Genomic DNA, 17,816 nt, shown 5'->3' with positions numbered 1-17,816 from the left:
GGTGCCGACGGGGTGGCGCGCTGCCCCTGGGGCGCGGGGGACCCGGTCAACCTCGCCTACCACGACACCGAGTGGGGGCTGCGCGTCGACGGCGAGGCCGCCCACCTCGAGCGGCTCACCCTCGAGGCGTTCCAGTCCGGCCTGTCGTGGCGCACGATCCTCGACAAGCGCGACAACTTCCGCGCCGCGTTCGCCGGGTTCGACGCCGACGTGGTCGCCGCCTACGACGAGGACGACGTCGAGCGGCTGATGGCCGACGCGGGCATCGTCCGCAACCGCCGCAAGGTCGACGCCGCGATCACCAACGCCCGCGCCACGGTCGCGCTGCGCGAGCAGGGCGGGCTGGAGTCGTTCATCTGGTCCTTCCGACCCGAGCCCGGCCCCGCCCCCCGCACCACCGCCGAGGTGCCCACCACCTCGGCCGAGTCGATCGCCCTGTCCAAGGCGCTCAAGAAGGCGGGCTTCGCCTTCGTCGGCCCCACCACGATGCATGCCCTGATGGAGGCCATCGGGCTGGTCGACGACCACCTCGCCGGCTGCCACCGCCGCGGCTGCGCGGGGTGAGGGTCAGCCGGGCTTGCGCCAGACCGACACGTGGCTCTCGCTGTCGCCGGTGAAGGGTGCGCCGTGCCAGTCGGCGACCCGGCGCTCGAGCTCCATCCCGGCGAGCTGCGCCATCAGGTCGCACTCGTTGGGCCAGATGTAGCGGAAGTTGCTCGCGCCGTAGGTCACCGTGCCGTCGTCGTGGCGGCGGTAGTGGTGGGACGTGCCCTGCTGCGTGGTCATGTCGTAGGTGTCGAACCCGACGTGCCGGCGTCCCACGTGGAACGGCACCGCGTCCTGGCCGGGCGGGAAGCGCCGGATGCCGGGGACCCACAGCTCGACCACGAACCGGCCGCCCGGCTCGAGGTGGGCCGCCGCGTTGCGGAAGCACGCCACCTGCTCGGCCTGCGTTCGCAGGTTGCCGATGCTGTTCCACACGACGTAGACGAGGGCGAACTCGCCCGGCACCCGGGTCGTGGCCATGTCGCCGACGACGACCGGGAGGTCGGCCCGCTTGCGGTGGAGCTCGTCGGTCATCGGCTGCGAGAGCTCGATGCCGGAGACCCGGATCCCGCGGTCGGCCAGCGGGATCGCGACCCGGCCGGTGCCGACGGCCAGCTCCAGCGCCGCGCCGTCCCCGGCGAGCCCCGCGAGGAGGTCGACGGCCGGGTCGAGGACCTCGGGCTCGAACATGAACGCCGAGCCCTCGTCGTACGCCGCCGCCGTCTCGGCGTCCCAGTAGTCGCTGCTGCTCATGGCGACACGCTGCCCGACCCGGTCCGTCGGGATCCACCCATTTCGCCCCTGCCGCAGTGCCGCGCCAGTCCGTAGGCTCCCCGTCCATGACGACGCGCGTGCACGCCTTCTCCGCCGACGACGCCCTCGCCGACCTCGACGCCACCGGCCTCGTCGAGGCCCTGCGCTCCGGGCTGGTCTCCGTGCCGGAGGTGGTCGAGGCTGCGATCACCCGCACCGAGCAGGTCGACGCCGCCCTCGGCGCGGTGGCGTACGCCGCCTACGACCGCGCCCGCGCCGAGGCGAGGCACCCACGCGGTGGCTGGTTCGCGGGCGTGCCGACGTTCGTCAAGGACAACGTCGACGTGGCCGGCATGCCGACCCAGCACGGCTCCGACGCGTTCACCGCCGAGCCCCAGGCCGTCGACGGCGACTTCGCCCGGATGTACCTCGCCACCGGGCTCATCCCGCTCGGCAAGACCCAGCTCTCCGAGTTCGGGTTCTCCGGCGCCGCCGACCACGTGCGCCTCGGGCCGGTCCGCTCGCCGTGGAGCCCGGACCACTACGCCGGCGCCTCGTCCGCCGGCTCCGCCGCCCTCGTCGCGGCCGGGGCCGTGCCCATCGCGCACGCCAACGACGGCGGCGGCTCGATCCGGATCCCGGCCGCGGTCAACGGTCTCGTCGGCCTCAAGCCCACCCGCGGTCGCCTCGCCCAGGACCGGATGATGCGCGACATGCCGGTCCGGATCGTCTCCGACGGCGTGCTCACCCGCAGCGTCCGCGACACCGCGGCGTTCTACCGCGAAGCCGAGAAGGTGTGGCGCAACCCGCTCCTCGCGCCGGTCGGCGACGTCACCCGGCCCGGCCGGGCGCGGCTGCGGGTCGCGGTCGTCACCGAGGGCATCGGCCGCTCGTGCAGCCCGGAGGTGCGCGAGCTGACGCTGCGCACTGCCGCCCTGCTCGAGCAGCTCGGCCACCACGTGGAGGAGGTCGACAACCCGGTGCCGGCCAGCTTCCCCGAGCACTTCGTACGCTTCTGGTCGATGCTCGCGCTGGCCATCTCACGCCGCGGCCGGAAGGACTTCGGCCCCACCTGGGACCCGACCAAGCTCGACAACCTCACCCTGGGCCTGGCCCGGCACGCCGCGCGCAACCTGCACAAGCAGCCGTGGTCGATCGCGGTGCTGCGCGGCTCGCAGCGGCTCGCGGCCCGCCACCGGGCGTCGTACGACGTCACCCTCACGCCCACCCTCGCGACCGAGACGCCACGCGTCGGCCACCTGCGACCCGACCAGGACTACGACGAGATCATGAGCCGGCTGATGGACTGGGTGGCGTTCACCCCGCTGCAGAACGCGACCGGCGAGCCGGCGATCTCCCTGCCCCTCGCGACCACCGCCGCGGGGCTGCCCCAGGGCATGATGCTGGGCGCCGGAGCGGGGCGCGAGGCCCGCCTCCTGGGGCTGGCCTACGAGCTCGAGGAGGCCGTCGGATGGCCCCGGATCCACGCCGATCCGGGCGTCGCCTGAGCCGATTTCTCATCGCGGCGGGGCGTGTGTATCGTTCTCCGTCGTTGCCCCTTTAGCTCAGTCGGCAGAGCGTCTCCATGGTAAGGAGAAGGTCTACGGTTCGATTCCGTAAAGGGGCTCTGGGTCGGACCTCCCTCCGGGGGCGTCTGTCCTCCGCGGCGGGGTAGCTCAGGTGGTTAGAGCACACGGCTCATAATCGTGGTGTCGCGGGTTCGAGTCCCGCCCCCGCTACCACCGAAGTCTCCCGCACCATCCGCAACCCAAGGATCTCCTCATGGCCAGCAAGAGCTCTGACGTTCGCCCCAAGATCACGCTCGCGTGCACGGAGTGCAAGGAGCGCAACTACATCACCAAGAAGAACCGGCGCAACGACCCGGACCGGATCGAGCTGAAGAAGTTCTGCCCGCGCGACCGCCGGCACACGATCCACCGCGAGACCCGCTGACGCTGTTCTTCGTCGCACCCGACCCGTCCGAGCACTCGGACGGGTCGTCGTGTTTGTAGGCTCCCTCCTATGCCCGTCGACCCCTCGCTGGTGGGGCGCGCGTTCCCCGCACCGGCGCCCCTGTCCGTGACCCCCGAGCGGGTCAGCGCCTTCGCGGCGGCCGTCGGCCACCCCGCCGGCCCCGGTGAGCCCGGCGACGTCGTCCCGCCGACCTTCCCGATCGTGCTCGCCTTCGACGCCATGCAGGCCTTCCTCGACGCCGAGCGGATCGACCTGCACCGCATCGTCCACGGCGAGCAGCGCTTCGCCTACGCGCGCCCGCTGGCGGTCGGTGACGAGCTGTCCGCGACCCTCACCGTGACCGGGCTGCGCCAGATCGGCGGCGCCGACATCATCGCCACCGCCAGCGAGATCACCGACGCCACCGGTGCGGTCGTCTGCACCGGCAAGGCCACCCTCGTCCACTCCGCCGGATCGGAGGCGGGCGCGTGAACGCCGGGGACGTGCTCGAGACCAGGACCTTCACGGTCACCCGCGCCGACCTCGTCGCGTACGCCGACGCGAGCGGCGACCACAACCCCATCCACCAGGACGAGGACGTCGCCCGCAGCGTCGGCCTGCCCGGCGTGATCGCCCACGGCATGTACACCCTCGCCCTCGTCGGCCGCGCCGTCGCGGAGTGGACCGGCGGCGCCGAGGTCGTCGACCTCGGGGCGAAGTTCACCAGCCCCGTCGTCGTACCCGCCGAGGGCGGTGCGGAGGTGGTCGTCGGCGGCACCGTGAAGTCGGTGGCCGACGGCCTCGTCACCCTCGCGCTCGAGGTGACGTGCGAGGGCCAGAAGGTGCTCGGCATGCCGAAGGCCGTCGTGCGTGAGGCCACCGTCCGTGCCTGACCTGCGCGACCACACCACCCTCCGCCTGGGTGGTCCCGGCCGCGAGTGGGTGCGCGCGACCACCGAGTCCGAGCTGGTCGCCGCTGTGGCCGACGCCGACGCGGCCGGCACCCCCGTGCTGCTGCTGTCCGGCGGCTCCAACCTCGTGGTCGCCGACGAGGGCTTCGACGGCCGGGTCGTGCAGGTCGCGACCACCGGGATCGACGCCGACACCGACACCTGCGACGTCGATGCCCTCGCCCAGTGCGGCGGCGTGGTGCTCACGGTGGCCGCCGGGGAGGACTGGGACGAGCTGGTGGCCCACGCCGTGGCCCAGGGGTGGGCCGGCATCGAGGCGCTGTCCGGGATCCCGGGGGCCGTCGGCGCGACGCCCATCCAGAACGTCGGCGCCTACGGCCAGGACGTGGCGCAGACCATCGCCCGCGTCCGCACCTGGGACCGCGTCGACCGCACCCAGCGCACCTTCGCCGCCGCGGACTGCGGCTTCGGCTACCGCCACAGCCGCTTCAAGGCCGAGCCCGGGCGCTACGTGGTGCTCGAGGTGACCTTCCAGCTGCGGCAGGGCGACCTCTCCGAGCCGGTGGCCTACGCCGAGCTCGTCCGCACCCTCGGCGTCCGCCAGGGCGAGCGGGCTCCGCTGGCGGCCGTGCGTGACGCGGTGCTCGCGCTGCGCTCCGGCAAGGGCATGGTGCTCGACGCCGGTGACCACGACACGTGGAGCGCCGGGTCGTTCTTCACCAACCCGTTCCTCACCCCCGAGCAGGCCGCCGCGCTGCCCGACGACGCCCCGCGATGGGACCAGCCCGACGGGACGGTGAAGTCGAGCGCCGCATGGCTGATCGAGCGCGCCGGCTTCGGGAAGGGCTACACCAGCCCGGCCGCGGGGGAGCGGGTGCGCCTGTCCACCAAGCACACCCTCGCCCTCACCAACCGCGGCGGCGCCACCACCGAGGAGCTGCTCACCCTGGCCCGCGAGGTCCGCGACGGGGTGCACGAGCGCTTCGGCGTCACCCTGGTCAACGAGCCCGTGACGGTCGGCTGCTCCCTCTGACCGGTATCTGAGGACGGGGCGGACGGATCTTCACCCGATCCGCGACCAGGGCGTCCTCAGACATCTCCTTCAGCCGAGCCAGTCGGCGATGTCCCGCTTGGCCGCCGCGACGACGTCCGACGGCGCCTGCGAGGCCTCGAACGACATCTCCGCGAGCCGGGCCAGCACCGTGTCGTCGAGGTCGTGCGCGGCGCGCATCGTGGCGTACTGGCCGGCGAGGCGGGAGCCGAAGAGCAGCGGGTCGTCGGCGCCGAGCGCGATCGTCGCGCCGGCGGCGAGCAGCTGCGGCAGCGGGACCGACGTGAGGTCGCTGTAGACGCCGAGCGAGACGTTGGAGACGGGGCAGACCTCGAGCGCGACGCCCGACTCGACGAGCCGGTCGAGCAGCGCCGGGTCCTCCACGCTGCGCACGCCGTGCCCCAGGCGGTGCGCCCCGAGGCGGTCGAGGCACTGCCGCACGTGGTCGGGGCCGCGCAGCTCCCCGCCGTGCGGGACGAGCAGCAGCCCGGCGCGCTCGGCGATCCGGAACGCGGCCTCGAACTCCTCCGTGCGCCCGCGGCGCTCGTCGTTGGACAGCCCGAAGCCGACCACGCCCCGGCCGGCGTACTGCGCGGCCAGGCGCGCCAGCGTGCGGGCGTCGAGCGGGTGGCGGGTGCGGTTGGCGGCGATGACGACCGCGATCCCGAGCCCGGTGCGCTCCGACGCGTCGCGCACGCAGTCGAGGACGAGGTCGGTGAAGGCGGTGATGCCGCCGAAGCGGGCGGCATAGCCGCTGGGGTCGACCTGGATCTCCAGCCAGCGGCCGCCGTCGCGCACGTCGTCCTCGGCGGCCTCGAGCACCAGGCGTCGTACGTCGTCGGGCGTGCGCAGCACGGAGCGGGCCACGTCGTAGAGGCGCTGGAAGCGGAACCAGCCCTTCTCGTCGGCGGCGCTGAGCTGGGGCGGCCAGTCCTCGACGAGCGGGTCGGGCAGGACGATGCCGTCGCGCTCGGCCAGCTCGAGCAGCGTGTCGTGGCGCATCGACCCGGTGAAGTGCAGGTGGAGGTGCGCCTTCGGCAGCCGGGACACCTCCCGGCGTGGCTCCGCGCGATCCACCGGCCCCGCCCCCGCACCTGCCATGCCCCGCATCGTAGGGGGGCGCGGGCTCGTCCTGCGGCCGGTGGGTGCCTCGGTTCGACTGGGAGTGGGCCCGCCCCGTATGCTTCCGGATTGGTGGTTTCGCCACATGCTTCGGCATGCCCCCAGCGATGGGGACGGGACCACCGAAGGGCACTAGCTCAACTGGCAGAGCATCGGTCTCCAAAACCGAAGGTTGGGGGTTCAAGTCCCTCGTGCCCTGCGACAACACTGCACAGCAAGACTGCACACAGCAACGGCGAGAAGGTGGATGACGTGGCCGACGGCAACGCGGTTCAGGACCGGCGCGACTCGCGCGGCGACGACCGTGGGCGCACCAGCCCCGCCACGTTCCTGCGCCAGGTGGTGGCCGAGCTCCGCAAGGTGGTGTGGCCCACCCAGCAGCAGCTGATCACCTACTTCTTCGTCGTGCTGGTCTTCGTCGTCGTGGTGATGGCGCTCGTGACGGTCCTCGACCTGGCTTTCGGAAAGCTGGTCTTCGAGATCTTCACGGGCAGCGGCGCCCAGTGACGACAGGGGAGACAGTTCCCCGCCCCCAGCTATGAACTACGGAGTGAGACGTGTCTGACAACCATGACGTGGACCAGGTCGACGACCAGGTCGAGATCGTCGACGAGGCGACCCCCGAGGACGCCGAGACCGACGTCGACGTCGTCGAGGACACCGAGGACGTGACCACTGACGCGACCGACGAGGCCGGCGACGCCGCTGCCGACGTCGACGCGGACGAGTCGGACGAGTCGGACGCCGCCCCCGCGGACGAGGAGCCCGTCGCGAGCGCCGAGGACGACGACCCGCTCGAGGCCTTCCGCCGCGAGCTGTGGGCCAAGCCGGGCGACTGGTTCGTCGTGCACACCTACTCCGGCATGGAGAAGCGGGTCAAGCACAACCTCGAGAACCGCATCATCTCCCTCAACATGGAGGACTACATCCACGAGATCGTGGTCCCCACCGAGGAGGTCGCGGAGATCAAGAACGGCCAGCGCAAGATGGTCACCCGCACCGTGCTCCCCGGCTACGTCCTGGTCCGGATGGACCTCACCGACGAGTCCTGGTCCGCCGTGCGCCACACGCCGTCGGTCACCGGTTTCGTGGGGCACAGCCACCAGCCCGTGCCGCTGAGCATGAGCGAGGTCGAGGACATGCTGGCGCCGGCCGTCGTGGCCGTCGCCGAGGCCGAGGCCGCCGCCTCGGGCGAGAAGGGTGCCTCCACCACGCCGCGCAAGCCCGTCGAGGTCGCCGACTTCGACGTGTCCGACTCGGTCATGGTGGTCGACGGCCCGTTCGCCACGCTCCACGCGACGATCACCGAGATCAACGCCGAGTCCCAGCGCGTCAAGGCGCTCGTCGAGATCTTCGGCCGCGAGACGCCGGTCGAGCTCAGCTTCAGCCAGATCCAGAAGGTCTGACGCCGGCGTCCGACGATTTGGTGTCCGCCCGCTCAGCGGGCTGACAATGCAGTAGCAACAACCCGTGGCAGGGGGCAGGTGCCCTCGTCATGACCACACGAGAGAGAGAAGAAGGCAATGCCTCCCAAGAAGAAGATCGCCGCACTCGTCAAGGTGCAGCTGCAGGCCGGCTCGGCCACCCCGGCTCCGCCGGTCGGTACGGCGCTCGGTCCGCACGGCGTCAACATCATGGACTTCTGCAAGGCCTACAACGCCCAGACCGAGTCCATGCGCGGCAACGTGATCCCCGTCGAGATCACCATCTACGAGGACCGCTCGTTCGACTTCATCACCAAGACCCCGCCGGCCGCCGAGCTCATCAAGAAGGCTGCCGGTTTGTCCAAGGGCTCCGGCGTCCCGCACAAGGACAAGGTCGGCAAGCTGACCAAGGACCAGGTCCGCGAGATCGCGACCACCAAGCTGCCCGACCTCAACGCCAACGACATCGACGCGGCCATGAAGATCGTCGAGGGCACTGCGCGCTCGATGGGCGTCACGACCGACTGAGCGGGCTCAGCAGACAAGCACTGACCGTGGGAGAGCCGCGCTGGCTCGCCTAAACCACATCCTTCGCACCACAGAAACGAGAAGACCATGCAGCGCAGCAAGACCTACCGCGCGGCCGCCGAGACGTTCGACAAGGACGAGCTCTACGCGCCGCTGGCCGCCATCAAGATCGCCAAGGGTGGCTCCAAGAAGAAGTTCGACGAGACCCTCGACGTCGTCATGCGCCTGGGCGTCGACCCGCGCAAGGCCGACCAGATGGTCCGCGGCACCGTCAACCTCCCGCACGGCACCGGCAAGACCGCCCGTGTCCTCGTGTTCGCCAACGCCGACAAGGCCGAGGCCGCCCGCGAGGCCGGCGCCGAGTTCGTCGGTGGCGACGAGCTGATCGAGAAGGTCGCCGGCGGCTGGCTCGACTTCGACGCCGTCGTGGCGACGCCCGACATGATGGGCAAGGTCGGCCGCCTGGGTCGCGTCCTCGGCCCGCGCTCGCTCATGCCCAACCCGAAGACCGGCACGGTGACCCCCGACGTCGCCAAGGCCGTCACGGACATCAAGGGCGGCAAGATCGAGTTCCGCGTCGACCGCCACGCCAACCTGCACTTCATCATCGGCAAGGCGTCCTTCTCCGAGGTCCAGCTCGCGGAGAACTACGCCGCCGCCCTCGAGGAGGTGCTGCGGCTCAAGCCGGCCAGCTCCAAGGGCCGCTACATCAAGAAGATCACCGTCTCCACGACGATGGGCCCCGGCATCCAGGTCGACCCCAACCGCGTGAAGAACGTCGCGTCGGAGGACGAGGCCGTCCAGGCCTGATCCGCCGCCGCGTGCACGGCCCGGTCGCCCCTCGGGGTGGCCGGGCCGTTCTGCGTCCGGACGTCCTTCGGTGGGCCGGTCGCCGTTTGGGTGCGGGGGCATCGGGTAGAACGTCAGTGGCAGCTCTTGCCGCCCCACCGTCGTACCTCTCGTCCCAGGAGACACACATGCGCGTCACGTCCCTCACCCGCCGCCTCGGCTCCGCCGCCCTGGTGCTGACCATGGGAGCCGGCCTCGCCGCGTGCAGCGACGACTCTGGCTCCGCCGACAGCTCCAGCTCGGCGACCGACGGGAGCGCCGACGAGGGAGCCACGAGCGAGGAGGGCGCCGAGGAGAGCGAGGCGCCGGCCGAGGCCTCGCTCGCCGAGCTGTCCGCCGAGGAGTTCTACCCGGCCGTCATGGAGGCCATGCGCGAGGCGGAGACGTTCGCGTTCGAGACCACCTCGGGAGCCGCCGGCCAGGCGCAGACCATGTCCGGCCAGGCCCGCTTCAGCGACGACGGCATCGAGATGCAGGCCTCCAGCACCGGGGCGCAGGCGATGGAGATGATCCTGCTCGGCAAGGCGATGTACATGAAGTCGCCCGACCTCGGCACCGGCGACAAGTGGCTCAAGATCGACCTGAGCGACCCCAACTCCCTGTTCGGGATGATCGGCAAGGCGACCGACCCCGAGGTCATGTTCAAGGCCATGGAGGCGCCGAAGAAGCTCGAGCTCATCGGCTCCGAGGAGGTCGACGGCGTCGAGGCCAACCACTACCGGATCACCCTCGACCCGACGCAGTACCTCAAGGCCATGGAGTTCCCGGCCGCGATGGCCGACATGCTCCCCGACGAGCTCGTGACCGAGATGTGGGTCGACGCCGACGACCTGCCGCGCAAGTTCACCCAGACGATGCAGATTCCGGCCGTCGGCGGCGGCAAGCCCACCACCACGACCGCCGAGGGCACCTACTCCGACTTCGGCACCGACGTCGAGATCGAGGAGCCCCCGGCGAGCCAGGTCACCCAGCAGCCCGGGATGTGAGCCTCCGGCGGGCGGGTCGCCCGACTGACACGGCTTCGTCTCACTCCCGGAAGACCCGCTCGTCGATCAGCTGCTCCTTGACCTCCGAGCCCTCGGACTCGTAGCGGCCCTGGTCGAAGCGGGTGCGGAACTGCAGCACCGCGCCGTCGCGACCGAACCGGTTCTTCTCCACCGTCAGGACGGCGTAGTCGCGGAACCGCTCGGCGTTGCCGAGGTCGTAGGTCAGGTGGTGGCGCGCGACGATGTCGAACTTGTTGTTGAGCACCAGGACGACGTCGGCCTCGTAGGCCAGGGCGCTCGAGCCGCGCAGGTCGTTGGCACGCATCCGCTTGCCCCGGCGCAGCGCCTCCTTCTCGGCAGCCGCGATCGCGAGGACCGGCGCGCTGATGTCGATGGCGAGGTCCTTGAGGCCCTCGACGATCTCGGTGGTGCTGGCTTCCTCGTCGGCGTGGCTCGACCTCACCTTCTGCAGGTAGTCCACGATCACCAGAGGGGTCGTGCCCGAGAGCTCCCGCACCGCGTCGATGGCGTTCTGGATCGCAGCGAGGTCGGTGCGCGTGCCGGTGGAGCGGTGCACGAACAGCATCTCGGAGTACTGCGCGACCCGGGTCAGTGCCTCGACACCGGAGGGGACCGACTCCAGGCGGTGCTCCAGCGAGCTCACCCACAGGTCGTCGAAAATCGACCTGATGCTGTTCACCCGCACCTGGTCGGAGTCGTCGAGCTCACCCGCCTCCATGGCGATGAGCTTCTGGGTGAGGTCCTCGGCGTCGTGCTCGTAGGAGAAGTAGAGGACCGGACGACCGGTGGCGGCGTTGTTGCGGGCCACCTGGAGCGCGAAGGTCGACTTGCCGAGGCCCTGCGGCCCGGCGAGCAGGACCAGCGAGCCGGCCCGCATCCCGCCGCCGATCAGGGGGTCGAGGCCGCCGAAACCGGTCTTCCAGAGGCGCCCGGCCGCGTTGCGGCCGGTGAGCATGCGTTCGTCGCTGCGGGCCAGGGAGGCTCCGACGGTCATGAGCTGGTGATCCACGGGGTCATTGGACCAGTGTTGGGCGGCGTGCGTGGGCCGATTGCGGGGTTTGCCGGCCGATGCCGCCGATTTGTCTGGTCCGCGCCCCGGCGCGTACTGTCCCTCTCGAAACCAGAGACCGCAGGTTGTCACGAGCTCCTCGCTCGTGACCGAAGGTCCGCAGCAGCGGGCGGCCGGCGCAGGTGAAGAGCAAGCGGCTCACGCCGCTCCACGCCCTGAGCCTGTGCTCAGGGCGTTCGTCTTCTGTGGTCCCGACGCCGGTGGTCAACCCCGGAAGGAGACCCATGGCGCGGCCAGAAAAGACTGCCGCCGTTGCAGAGATCGTTGAGTCCTTCAACGACTCCGCCGGCGCTGTGCTGACCGAGTACCGCGGGCTCACCGTGAAGCAGCTGCAGGACCTGCGGCGCTCCCTCGGCGAGAACGCCAACTACGCCGTGGTCAAGAACACGCTGGCCAAGATCGCCGCCACCGAGGTGGGCATCGAAGGCTTCGACGACCTGCTGACCGGCCCCACCGCCATCGCCTTCATCAATGGAGACGTGGTCGAGGCCGCCAAGGGTCTGCGTGACTTTGCCAAGGCAAACCCCGCTCTTGTCATCAAGGGTGGAGTCCTGGACGGCAAGCCGCTCGACGCTGCCGAGGTCGCCAAGCTGGCCGACCTCGAGTCGCGCGAGGTGCTGCTGGGCAAGCTGGCGGGCGCGATGCTCGCCTCGCTCTCCCAGGCCGTCTACCTGCTCAACGCCCCGATCGCCCAGGCCGCCCGTCTCGCGGGTGCGCTCCAGGCCAAGGCCGAGCAGGACCCCTCGATCCTCGCAGGTGGTGCCGGCACGCCGGCTGCTCCCGCTGCCGAGGACGCCCCGGCGGAGGAGGCCCCCTCGTCCGAGGGAGCCGCCGAGCCCGAGGCGACCGACGAGGCTGCCGAGCCGGCCGCCGAGTCCACCGACGCCTGAGCCCAGGCCGACGTACACCACCTGAAACCCGGCGCCTCGCACCACGCGATGGCGCCACACACGGAAGGAAACGCCACCATGGCGAAGCTCAGCACCGACGAGCTCCTTGACGCCTTCAAGGAGATGACCCTGATCGAGCTCTCCGAGTTCGTGAAGCAGTTCGAGGACACCTTCGGCGTGACCGCCGCCGCTCCCGTCGCCGTGGCCGCCGCCCCGGCCGCCGGTGGCGCTGCCGGCGGCGACGCCGCCGCCGAGGAGAAGACCGACTTCGAGGTCGTCCTCGAGGCCGCCGGCGACAAGAAGATCAACGTCATCAAGGAGGTGCGCGCCCTCACCTCCCTCGGCCTGAAGGAGGCGAAGGACCTCGTCGAGGCCGCGCCCAAGACGATCCTCGAGAACGTCGACAAGGCTGCCGCGGACAAGGCCAAGGAGGCCCTCGAGGCCGCCGGCGCCACCGTCACCGTCAAGTGACGATCCGCTAGCACCGCTGCACCGCAGCACCCGTCGAAGGGCGGTCACCCCGTGGGGTGGCCGCCCTTCGTCATGTCCGGCGCCGACCGGACGGACCCGCGTCCCTCCGCAGGGGTGAACGCACCGGCGCGTCTCGCGACGGTGAGTGACGAGCGTCGCACCGCGGCCGTAACCTCTCGCGCCCTCCCGCGTTGTCTACCCAGGAGTAGCGCGGGGCGGGAGCCGCCCGGCCAGTGGCGAGCCAGCCGGCAGGAGGGTGCACATGGGCGTCGAGATCCAGGTCAACGACCTCACCAAGTCCTTCGGCAAGCAGCTCATCTGGGGCGACGTCACGCTGACCGTCCCGGCCGGTGAGATCTGCGTGATGCTCGGTCCGTCGGGCACGGGCAAGTCGGTGTTCCTCAAGACCCTCATCGGCCTCCTCAAGCCCGACAAGGGTTCGATCATCATCGAGGGCACCGACATCGCGAGCTGCTCCGAGCGCGAGCTCTACGAGATCCGCAAGCTCTTCGGCGTGCTGTTCCAGGACGGCGCGATGTTCGGCTCGATGAACCTCTACGACAACGTCGCCTTCCCGCTGCGCGAGCACACGAGGAAGTCCGAGTCCGAGGTGCGCGACATCGTCATGGAGAAGATGGACCTCGTCGGTCTCCTCGGCGCCGAGGACAAGCTCCCCGGTGAGATCTCCGGAGGCATGCGCAAGCGCGCCGGCCTGGCCCGCGCGCTCGTGCTCGACCCCGAGATCGTGCTCTTCGACGAGCCCGACTCGGGCCTCGACCCGGTGCGCACGGCCTTCCTCAACCAGCTCATCGTCGACCTCAACGCCCAGATCGACGCCACCTTCCTCATCGTCACCCACGACATCAACACCGCGCGCACCGTGCCCGACAACATCGGGCTGCTCTACCACCGGCACCTGGCGATGTTCGGCCCTCGCGAGCAGCTGCTGAGCTCGGAGGAGCCGGTCGTGCGGCAGTTCCTCAACGCGCAGCGCGTCGGCCCGATCGGCATGTCGGAGGAGAAGGACGCCGACGAGCTCGCGGCCGAGGCCGGGCAGGAGCTCCCGCCGCTGCCGCCGATCCCGCTGCAGCTCGACCCCTCCAACGGCATCCCGCGCCGCAGCCAGCGTCCGGCGGGGGAGTGGTGTCGCGAGCACGGCGTCACGCCGCCGCCCGGTTCGTTCGAGTCCAGCAACGCCGGCCTGGCCCCGGGAGCCTGACGACCGATGGCCACGTCCATGTCCTCGCGCGCGCTCGCGCCCATCGGGGTCGCCGGCAACCTCTTCGCCTTCGCCCTCGACGTGGGGCGTGGGCTGTTCCGGCGGCCCTTCCAGGTGCGCGAGTTCATCCAGCAGGCGTGGTTCATCGCCTCGGTCACCATCGTGCCGACCGCGCTGGTCGCCATCCCCTTCGGCGCCGTCATCGCGCTCCAGGTCGGCGGGCTGATCAAGCAGTTCGGCGCCCAGTCCTTCACCGGCTCGGCGTCGGTCCTCGCCGTCATCCAGCAGGCGGCCCCCATCGGCACCGCGCTGCTGATCGCCGGCGCCGGCGGCTCCGCGATCGCGGCCGACCTGGGCGCCCGCAAGATCCGCGAGGAGCTCGACGCGATGATGGTGCTGGGCATCGACCCCATCCAGCGCCTCGTCGTGCCGCGCGTGCTGGCGTGCATGCTCGTGGCGTTCTTCCTCAACGGCATGGTCAGCGTCGTCGGGGTCAGCGGCGGCTACGTCTTCAACGTGATCCTGCAGGACGGCACCCCCGGCGCCTACCTCGCCAGCTTCACCGCGCTCGCCCAGCTCCCCGACCTCTGGATCGGGCTGATCAAGGCGCTCGTCTTCGGACTGATCGCCGCGATCGTCGCCTCCTACAAGGGGATGAACGCCAAGGGCGGGCCGAAGGGCGTGGGCGACGCCGTCAACGAGTCCGTGGTCATCACGTTCCTGCTGCTCTTCGTGGCCAACTTCGTGCTGAGCATGATCTACCTGCAGGTCGTCCCCCCGAAGGGCGGATGAGCGATGGCCCTCCGCGACGTCTACGCCAAGCCGCTCGCCTCCCTCGACGACCTGGGTGGCCAGCTGGCCTTCCACCTCGGGGTGCTGAAGGCGGTCCCGCGCTCGGTCACCCGCTACCCCCGCGAGATCATGCGGATCCTGGCCGAGGTCACGCTCGGCTCGGGTGCGCTCGCCGTCATCGGCGGCACCGTCGGCGTCATCATCGGCATGACCTTCTTCACCGGCGCCCAGGTCGGGCTCTCCGGCTACGCCGCGCTCAACCAGCTCGGCACCGCCGCCTTCTCCGGCTTCGTCTCGGCCTACTTCAACACCCGCGAGATCGCGCCGCTGGTCGCGGGCATCGCGCTCGCCGCCACGGTCGGGTGCGGCTTCACCGCCCAGCTGGGCGCCATGCGGATCTCGGAGGAGGTCGACGCCCTCGAGGTGATGGCCATCCCCTCGATGCCGTTCCTCGTCGCCACCCGGGTGGTGGGCGGCCTGATCGCGATCATCCCGCTCTACGTCGTGGGACTGCTGTCGTCCTACTTCGCGAGCCGGCTCGTCGTGACCCAGTTCTACGGCCAGTCCGCCGGCACCTACGACCACTACTTCAACGCGTTCCTGCCACCGGGCGACGTGCTGTGGTCGTTCGGCAAGGTCCTCGTCTTCGCCGTGACCGTGATCCTCATCCACTGCTACCACGGCTACAACGCCTCCGGCGGGCCCGCCGGCGTGGGCGTCGCCGTGGGTCGCGCGGTCCGCACGAGCATCGTCGCCATCAACGTGCTCGACCTGCTCCTGTCCATGGCCATCTGGGGCGCGGCCACCACCGTGCGGTTGGCGGGGTGAGCCGACGATGAGGACCAAGTCCCTGGGCGTGCTCTTCCTCGCCCTCATGCTCGCCGCGGTCTGGGCGACCTACGGCGTGTTCACGCAGAAGTTCAGCGACTACGACGAGGTCACCGTCAAGGCGTCCAAGATCGGGCTCCAGCTGCCGCAGCGCGCCGACGTCAAGATCAAGGGCGTCATCGTGGGCGAGGTGCTCGACTACGAGCCCACCGCGGAGGGCGCCGACATCACGCTCGGGCTCTACCAGGACCGGACCACCGACATCCCGCGCGACGTCACCGCCTCGATCCTGCCCAAGACCCTCTTCGGCGAGAAGTTCGTCTCCCTCGTCGTCCCCGAGGGCGGGTCGTCCGCCGAGACGATCGCCGACGGCGACGTCATCCAGCGCACCGACCTCTCGATCGAGGTCGAGCAGGTGCTCAGCGACCTCTACCCGCTCCTGCGCGCGGTCCAGCCCGCTGACCTCAACACCACCCTCAACGCCGTCGCCACGGCCCTCGAGGGCCGGGGCGAGCAGCTCGGCGAGACGCTCGAGACGCTCGACTCCTACCTGACCCGCTTCAACCCCGAGCTCCCGGCCCTCATCGAGGACCTGCGGCTCACCGCGCGGGTCTCCGACACGTACGCCGACGTGCTGCCGGAGGTCGCCACCATCCTGCGCAACACGATCACCACCACCTCCACGCTCGAGGACCGCGAGGACAAGCTGCAGGCGCTGTTCAACGACGTGTCCAGGTTCGCCGGCGTCACCGAGCGGTTCACCCGCGCCAACGGCGACAACCTGGTCCGCCTCGCCGACCTCGGTGCCGCCCAGCTCGAGGTGTTCGCGCGCTACGCCCCCGGCTACCCGTGCCTGCTCGGTGGGATCGTCGGCGCCGGCAAGCTCCAGGCCGAGGCGTTCCGCGGCTTCACCCTCCACATCGTCCTGGAGACGCTGCCCAACCAGCCGCGCGGCTACGGCCCCCAGGACGCACCGGTCTACGGCGACAAGCGCGGTCCCTACTGCGGGACCCTGCCGAACCCGCCGTACTCGCAGAGCAACCCGGGCACCCAGCCCGACTTCGTCGACGGGGTCGACGAGCCCACCGGCAAGGGCACCAGCCGCGTCGCCCCGGGCTGGTCCGGCACCGCCGCCGGCTTCGCGGGCGGCCGTGACGAGTCCGCGCTCCTCAAGGCGCTGCTCGCCCCGGGGCTCGGCGTCAGCAGCGACGACGTACCCGACCTCGGGGTCCTCCTGGTGGGGCCGATGGCACGCGGGGCGGAGGTGTCGCTGCGATGAGCCGGATCCTGGACGTGAAGACCTCGATCGACCTGGTCAAGCTGCTGGTCTTCGTCGTCGTCACCTCGCTCGCCACGACGGTGCTGGTCGTGACGATCGGCAACCTCGACTTCGGCAGGTCGCGGGAGTACAGGGCGGAGTTCACCGACGCCACCGGCGTCAACAAGGGCGACGACATCCGCGTGGCCGGCGTCCGCGTCGGCACCGTCAGCGAGGTGGAGATCGTCGACCGCACCCGTGCGCTGATCACCTTCTCGGTCGACCGCGACACCTCGGTCAACGGCGGCACCAACGCCGCGATCCGCTACCGCAACCTCGTCGGCCAGCGCTACATCTCGCTCACGCAGGAGGTGGGTGACACCCGACGGCTCCCGGCCGGCTCGACGATCCCGGTGTCGAGGACGACGCCGGCGCTCGACCTGACCGTCCTCTTCAACGGGTTCAAGCCGCTCTTCGAGGCGCTCTCGCCCGAGGACGTCAACCAGCTGTCCTACGAGCTCGTCCAGGTGTTCCAGGGCGAGGGCGGGACGCTCGAGGGACTGCTCGCGCACACCGCGTCGGTGACCTCGACCCTCGCCGACCGCGACCAGGTCATCGGCGACCTCATCGACAACCTGTCGTTGGTCCTCGACCACGTCGCCGACCGCGACAAGCAGCTCACCCGCCTGATCCAGTCGTTCCGCACGTTGGTCGGCGGGCTGAAGAAGGACCGCAACGCGATCCTCGGCTCACTGGAGGAGGTCTCGGCCCTGTCGGTGGAGACCGCCTCCCTGATCGACGGCATCCGCGAGCCCTTCGTGAAGGACATCAAGGAGCTGCGCGCGGTGGCCGGCAACATCGACAAGAACAAGGCCGAGCTCGACCGTGCCATCCAGGTGCTGCCGATCAAGCTCACCAAGATCGGTCGCACCGCGATCTACGGCTCGTTCTTCAACTTCTACCTCTGCGAGTTCCAGGGGCGGGTCAACCTGCCCCGCGACATCTCGATCCCGGTGAAGTACAACACCGGCTCCGACAGGTGTGATCTCGGATGACAAGCCACCCCACGACGTTCTGCTCCCCCGCAACGCTTCACCCCACAGCCTTGCGGTTCCCCCGCTGCGCTCCTCCACCGCAAGCCTGCG

Annotated in this window: 21 protein-coding genes and 3 tRNA genes; 21 read left to right on the top strand and 3 right to left on the bottom strand. The window is 70.6% G+C overall.

The features are described 5' to 3' along the window. Positions 1–12 precede the first annotated feature (12 nt). A complete protein-coding gene (locus tag NCI01_RS07650; RefSeq protein WP_254180887.1) occupies positions 13–564 on the top strand; it encodes a DNA-3-methyladenine glycosylase I in 552 nt (183 codons plus the stop codon). A 3-nt stretch (positions 565–567) separates the two neighbouring features. Here the strand turns inward: NCI01_RS07650 and NCI01_RS07645 are convergent, their stop codons facing one another. Next, positions 568–1,299: a class I SAM-dependent DNA methyltransferase gene (locus NCI01_RS07645; RefSeq protein ID WP_254180886.1), complete on the bottom strand. Its 732-nt coding sequence runs from the start codon at positions 1,297–1,299 to the stop codon at positions 568–570. An 86-nt stretch (positions 1,300–1,385) separates the two neighbouring features. On the opposite strand from NCI01_RS07645, the gene NCI01_RS07640 reads away from it, so the two are divergent. From NCI01_RS07640 to NCI01_RS07610, 7 genes are all read left to right on the top strand, one after another. After that, positions 1,386–2,807: an amidase gene (locus NCI01_RS07640; protein ID WP_254180885.1), complete on the top strand. Its 1,422-nt coding sequence runs from the start codon at positions 1,386–1,388 to the stop codon at positions 2,805–2,807. 46 nt (positions 2,808–2,853) lie between these two features. Beyond that, positions 2,854–2,926 (top strand) — tRNA-Thr (locus tag NCI01_RS07635). Between the two features lie 38 nt (positions 2,927–2,964). Then, a tRNA-Met gene (locus NCI01_RS07630) sits at positions 2,965–3,041 on the top strand. Positions 3,042–3,081: 40 nt separating this feature from the next. Beyond that, positions 3,082–3,252 carry a 50S ribosomal protein L33 gene (gene rpmG, locus NCI01_RS07625; protein ID WP_056907127.1) on the top strand — a complete coding sequence of 57 codons (171 nt, stop codon included), beginning with the start codon at positions 3,082–3,084 and terminating at the stop codon, positions 3,250–3,252. Positions 3,253–3,321: 69 nt separating this feature from the next. Next, positions 3,322–3,744 (top strand): FAS1-like dehydratase domain-containing protein, encoded by a 423-nt coding sequence (locus tag NCI01_RS07620; protein ID WP_254180884.1) that lies wholly within the window; start codon positions 3,322–3,324, stop codon positions 3,742–3,744. Next, positions 3,741–4,145 carry a MaoC/PaaZ C-terminal domain-containing protein gene (locus tag NCI01_RS07615; RefSeq protein ID WP_254180883.1) on the top strand — a complete coding sequence of 135 codons (405 nt, stop codon included), beginning with the start codon at positions 3,741–3,743 and terminating at the stop codon, positions 4,143–4,145. The genes NCI01_RS07620 and NCI01_RS07615 overlap by 4 nt, the downstream gene beginning before the upstream one ends. Continuing rightward, complete coding sequence (locus NCI01_RS07610; RefSeq protein ID WP_254180882.1) at positions 4,138–5,196, top strand: UDP-N-acetylmuramate dehydrogenase; 1,059 nt, start codon at positions 4,138–4,140, stop codon at positions 5,194–5,196. Before NCI01_RS07615 ends, NCI01_RS07610 begins: the two co-directional genes overlap by 8 nt. Positions 5,197–5,265: 69 nt before the next feature. Here NCI01_RS07610 and NCI01_RS07605 read toward each other — a convergent pair whose 3' ends face one another. Continuing rightward, on the bottom strand, positions 5,266–6,315 hold the full coding sequence (locus NCI01_RS07605; protein WP_254180881.1) for an adenosine deaminase: 1,050 nt from the start codon (positions 6,313–6,315) through the stop codon (positions 5,266–5,268). Between the two features lie 147 nt (positions 6,316–6,462). Here NCI01_RS07605 and NCI01_RS07600 point away from each other — a divergent pair. The 6 genes from NCI01_RS07600 (at position 6,463) to NCI01_RS07575 (ending at position 10,123) form a co-directional block, all read left to right on the top strand. Then, positions 6,463–6,535: transfer RNA gene (locus NCI01_RS07600), tRNA-Trp, on the top strand. A 53-nt stretch (positions 6,536–6,588) separates the two neighbouring features. Beyond that, a complete protein-coding gene (secE, locus tag NCI01_RS07595) occupies positions 6,589–6,843 on the top strand; it encodes a preprotein translocase subunit SecE (protein WP_254180880.1) in 255 nt (84 codons plus the stop codon). A 50-nt stretch (positions 6,844–6,893) separates the two neighbouring features. Beyond that, a complete protein-coding gene (nusG, locus tag NCI01_RS07590; RefSeq protein WP_254180879.1) occupies positions 6,894–7,742 on the top strand; it encodes a transcription termination/antitermination protein NusG in 849 nt (282 codons plus the stop codon). A gap of 117 nt (positions 7,743–7,859) precedes the next feature. Next, positions 7,860–8,288: a 50S ribosomal protein L11 gene (gene rplK, locus NCI01_RS07585; protein ID WP_172258021.1), complete on the top strand. Its 429-nt coding sequence runs from the start codon at positions 7,860–7,862 to the stop codon at positions 8,286–8,288. 87 nt (positions 8,289–8,375) lie between these two features. Then, positions 8,376–9,098: a 50S ribosomal protein L1 gene (rplA, locus tag NCI01_RS07580; protein WP_254180878.1), complete on the top strand. Its 723-nt coding sequence runs from the start codon at positions 8,376–8,378 to the stop codon at positions 9,096–9,098. 167 nt (positions 9,099–9,265) lie between these two features. Continuing rightward, a complete protein-coding gene (locus NCI01_RS07575) occupies positions 9,266–10,123 on the top strand; it encodes an SCO4651 family lipoprotein (RefSeq protein WP_254180877.1) in 858 nt (285 codons plus the stop codon). A 40-nt stretch (positions 10,124–10,163) separates the two neighbouring features. Here the strand turns inward: NCI01_RS07575 and NCI01_RS07570 are convergent, their stop codons facing one another. Next, entirely contained in the window at positions 10,164–11,153 is a 990-nt protein-coding gene (locus NCI01_RS07570; protein ID WP_254180876.1) for a DnaB-like helicase C-terminal domain-containing protein, read from the bottom strand. Between the two features lie 284 nt (positions 11,154–11,437). Between NCI01_RS07570 and rplJ the strand changes: the two genes are divergently transcribed. The 7 genes from rplJ to NCI01_RS07535 all read left to right on the top strand — a co-directional run bounded on the left by rplJ (position 11,438) and on the right by NCI01_RS07535 (position 17,726). Next, positions 11,438–12,103 (top strand): 50S ribosomal protein L10, encoded by a 666-nt coding sequence (gene rplJ / locus NCI01_RS07565; RefSeq protein ID WP_254180875.1) that lies wholly within the window; start codon positions 11,438–11,440, stop codon positions 12,101–12,103. A gap of 78 nt (positions 12,104–12,181) precedes the next feature. Beyond that, complete coding sequence (gene rplL / locus NCI01_RS07560; RefSeq protein ID WP_056907137.1) at positions 12,182–12,574, top strand: 50S ribosomal protein L7/L12; 393 nt, start codon at positions 12,182–12,184, stop codon at positions 12,572–12,574. A 262-nt stretch (positions 12,575–12,836) separates the two neighbouring features. Then, the gene (locus NCI01_RS07555) at positions 12,837–13,793 is read left to right on the top strand and encodes an ABC transporter ATP-binding protein (RefSeq protein WP_254180874.1); all 957 of its coding nucleotides are present in this window, start codon (positions 12,837–12,839) and stop codon (positions 13,791–13,793) included. A gap of 6 nt (positions 13,794–13,799) precedes the next feature. Beyond that, the gene (locus tag NCI01_RS07550) at positions 13,800–14,585 is read left to right on the top strand and encodes an MlaE family ABC transporter permease (protein WP_254180873.1); all 786 of its coding nucleotides are present in this window, start codon (positions 13,800–13,802) and stop codon (positions 14,583–14,585) included. Between the two features lie 3 nt (positions 14,586–14,588). Next, positions 14,589–15,413 carry an MlaE family ABC transporter permease gene (locus tag NCI01_RS07545; protein ID WP_254180872.1) on the top strand — a complete coding sequence of 275 codons (825 nt, stop codon included), beginning with the start codon at positions 14,589–14,591 and terminating at the stop codon, positions 15,411–15,413. A 7-nt stretch (positions 15,414–15,420) separates the two neighbouring features. Continuing rightward, positions 15,421–16,692 carry an MCE family protein gene (locus NCI01_RS07540; protein WP_254180871.1) on the top strand — a complete coding sequence of 424 codons (1,272 nt, stop codon included), beginning with the start codon at positions 15,421–15,423 and terminating at the stop codon, positions 16,690–16,692. Beyond that, positions 16,689–17,726 (top strand): MCE family protein, encoded by a 1,038-nt coding sequence (locus tag NCI01_RS07535; protein ID WP_254180870.1) that lies wholly within the window; start codon positions 16,689–16,691, stop codon positions 17,724–17,726. The genes NCI01_RS07540 and NCI01_RS07535 overlap by 4 nt, the downstream gene beginning before the upstream one ends. Positions 17,727–17,816 lie beyond the last annotated feature (90 nt).

Origin of the sequence: Nocardioides pinisoli, from assembly GCF_024199985.1 — a bacterium.
GTDB lineage: Bacteria > Actinomycetota > Actinomycetes > Propionibacteriales > Nocardioidaceae > Nocardioides > Nocardioides pinisoli.
The sequence above is the reverse complement of the archived record's forward strand: the minus strand, read 5'-3'. Positions and strand labels throughout refer to the sequence as shown.

Excerpts from the sequence above, each read along its gene's own strand:
- NCI01_RS07620 (WP_254180884.1), top strand. The coding sequence starts at position 3,322 with ATGCCCGTCGACCCCTCGCTGGTGGGGCGCGCGTTCCCCGCACCGGCG.
- rplJ (WP_254180875.1), top strand. The coding sequence starts at position 11,438 with ATGGCGCGGCCAGAAAAGACTGCCGCCGTTGCAGAGATCGTTGAGTCC.
- NCI01_RS07575 (WP_254180877.1), top strand. The coding sequence starts at position 9,266 with ATGCGCGTCACGTCCCTCACCCGCCGCCTCGGCTCCGCCGCCCTGGTG.
- NCI01_RS07535 (WP_254180870.1), top strand. The coding sequence starts at position 16,689 with ATGAGCCGGATCCTGGACGTGAAGACCTCGATCGACCTGGTCAAGCTG.
- NCI01_RS07545 (WP_254180872.1), top strand. The coding sequence starts at position 14,589 with ATGGCCCTCCGCGACGTCTACGCCAAGCCGCTCGCCTCCCTCGACGAC.
- NCI01_RS07550 (WP_254180873.1), top strand. The coding sequence starts at position 13,800 with ATGGCCACGTCCATGTCCTCGCGCGCGCTCGCGCCCATCGGGGTCGCC.
- rplL (WP_056907137.1), top strand. The coding sequence starts at position 12,182 with ATGGCGAAGCTCAGCACCGACGAGCTCCTTGACGCCTTCAAGGAGATG.
- NCI01_RS07540 (WP_254180871.1), top strand. The coding sequence starts at position 15,421 with ATGAGGACCAAGTCCCTGGGCGTGCTCTTCCTCGCCCTCATGCTCGCC.
- NCI01_RS07605 (WP_254180881.1), bottom strand. The coding sequence starts at position 6,315 with ATGGCAGGTGCGGGGGCGGGGCCGGTGGATCGCGCGGAGCCACGCCGG.
- rplA (WP_254180878.1), top strand. The coding sequence starts at position 8,376 with ATGCAGCGCAGCAAGACCTACCGCGCGGCCGCCGAGACGTTCGACAAG.
- rplK (WP_172258021.1), top strand. The coding sequence starts at position 7,860 with ATGCCTCCCAAGAAGAAGATCGCCGCACTCGTCAAGGTGCAGCTGCAG.
- rpmG (WP_056907127.1), top strand. The coding sequence starts at position 3,082 with ATGGCCAGCAAGAGCTCTGACGTTCGCCCCAAGATCACGCTCGCGTGC.
- NCI01_RS07645 (WP_254180886.1), bottom strand. The coding sequence starts at position 1,299 with ATGAGCAGCAGCGACTACTGGGACGCCGAGACGGCGGCGGCGTACGAC.
- NCI01_RS07555 (WP_254180874.1), top strand. The coding sequence starts at position 12,837 with ATGGGCGTCGAGATCCAGGTCAACGACCTCACCAAGTCCTTCGGCAAG.
- NCI01_RS07640 (WP_254180885.1), top strand. The coding sequence starts at position 1,386 with ATGACGACGCGCGTGCACGCCTTCTCCGCCGACGACGCCCTCGCCGAC.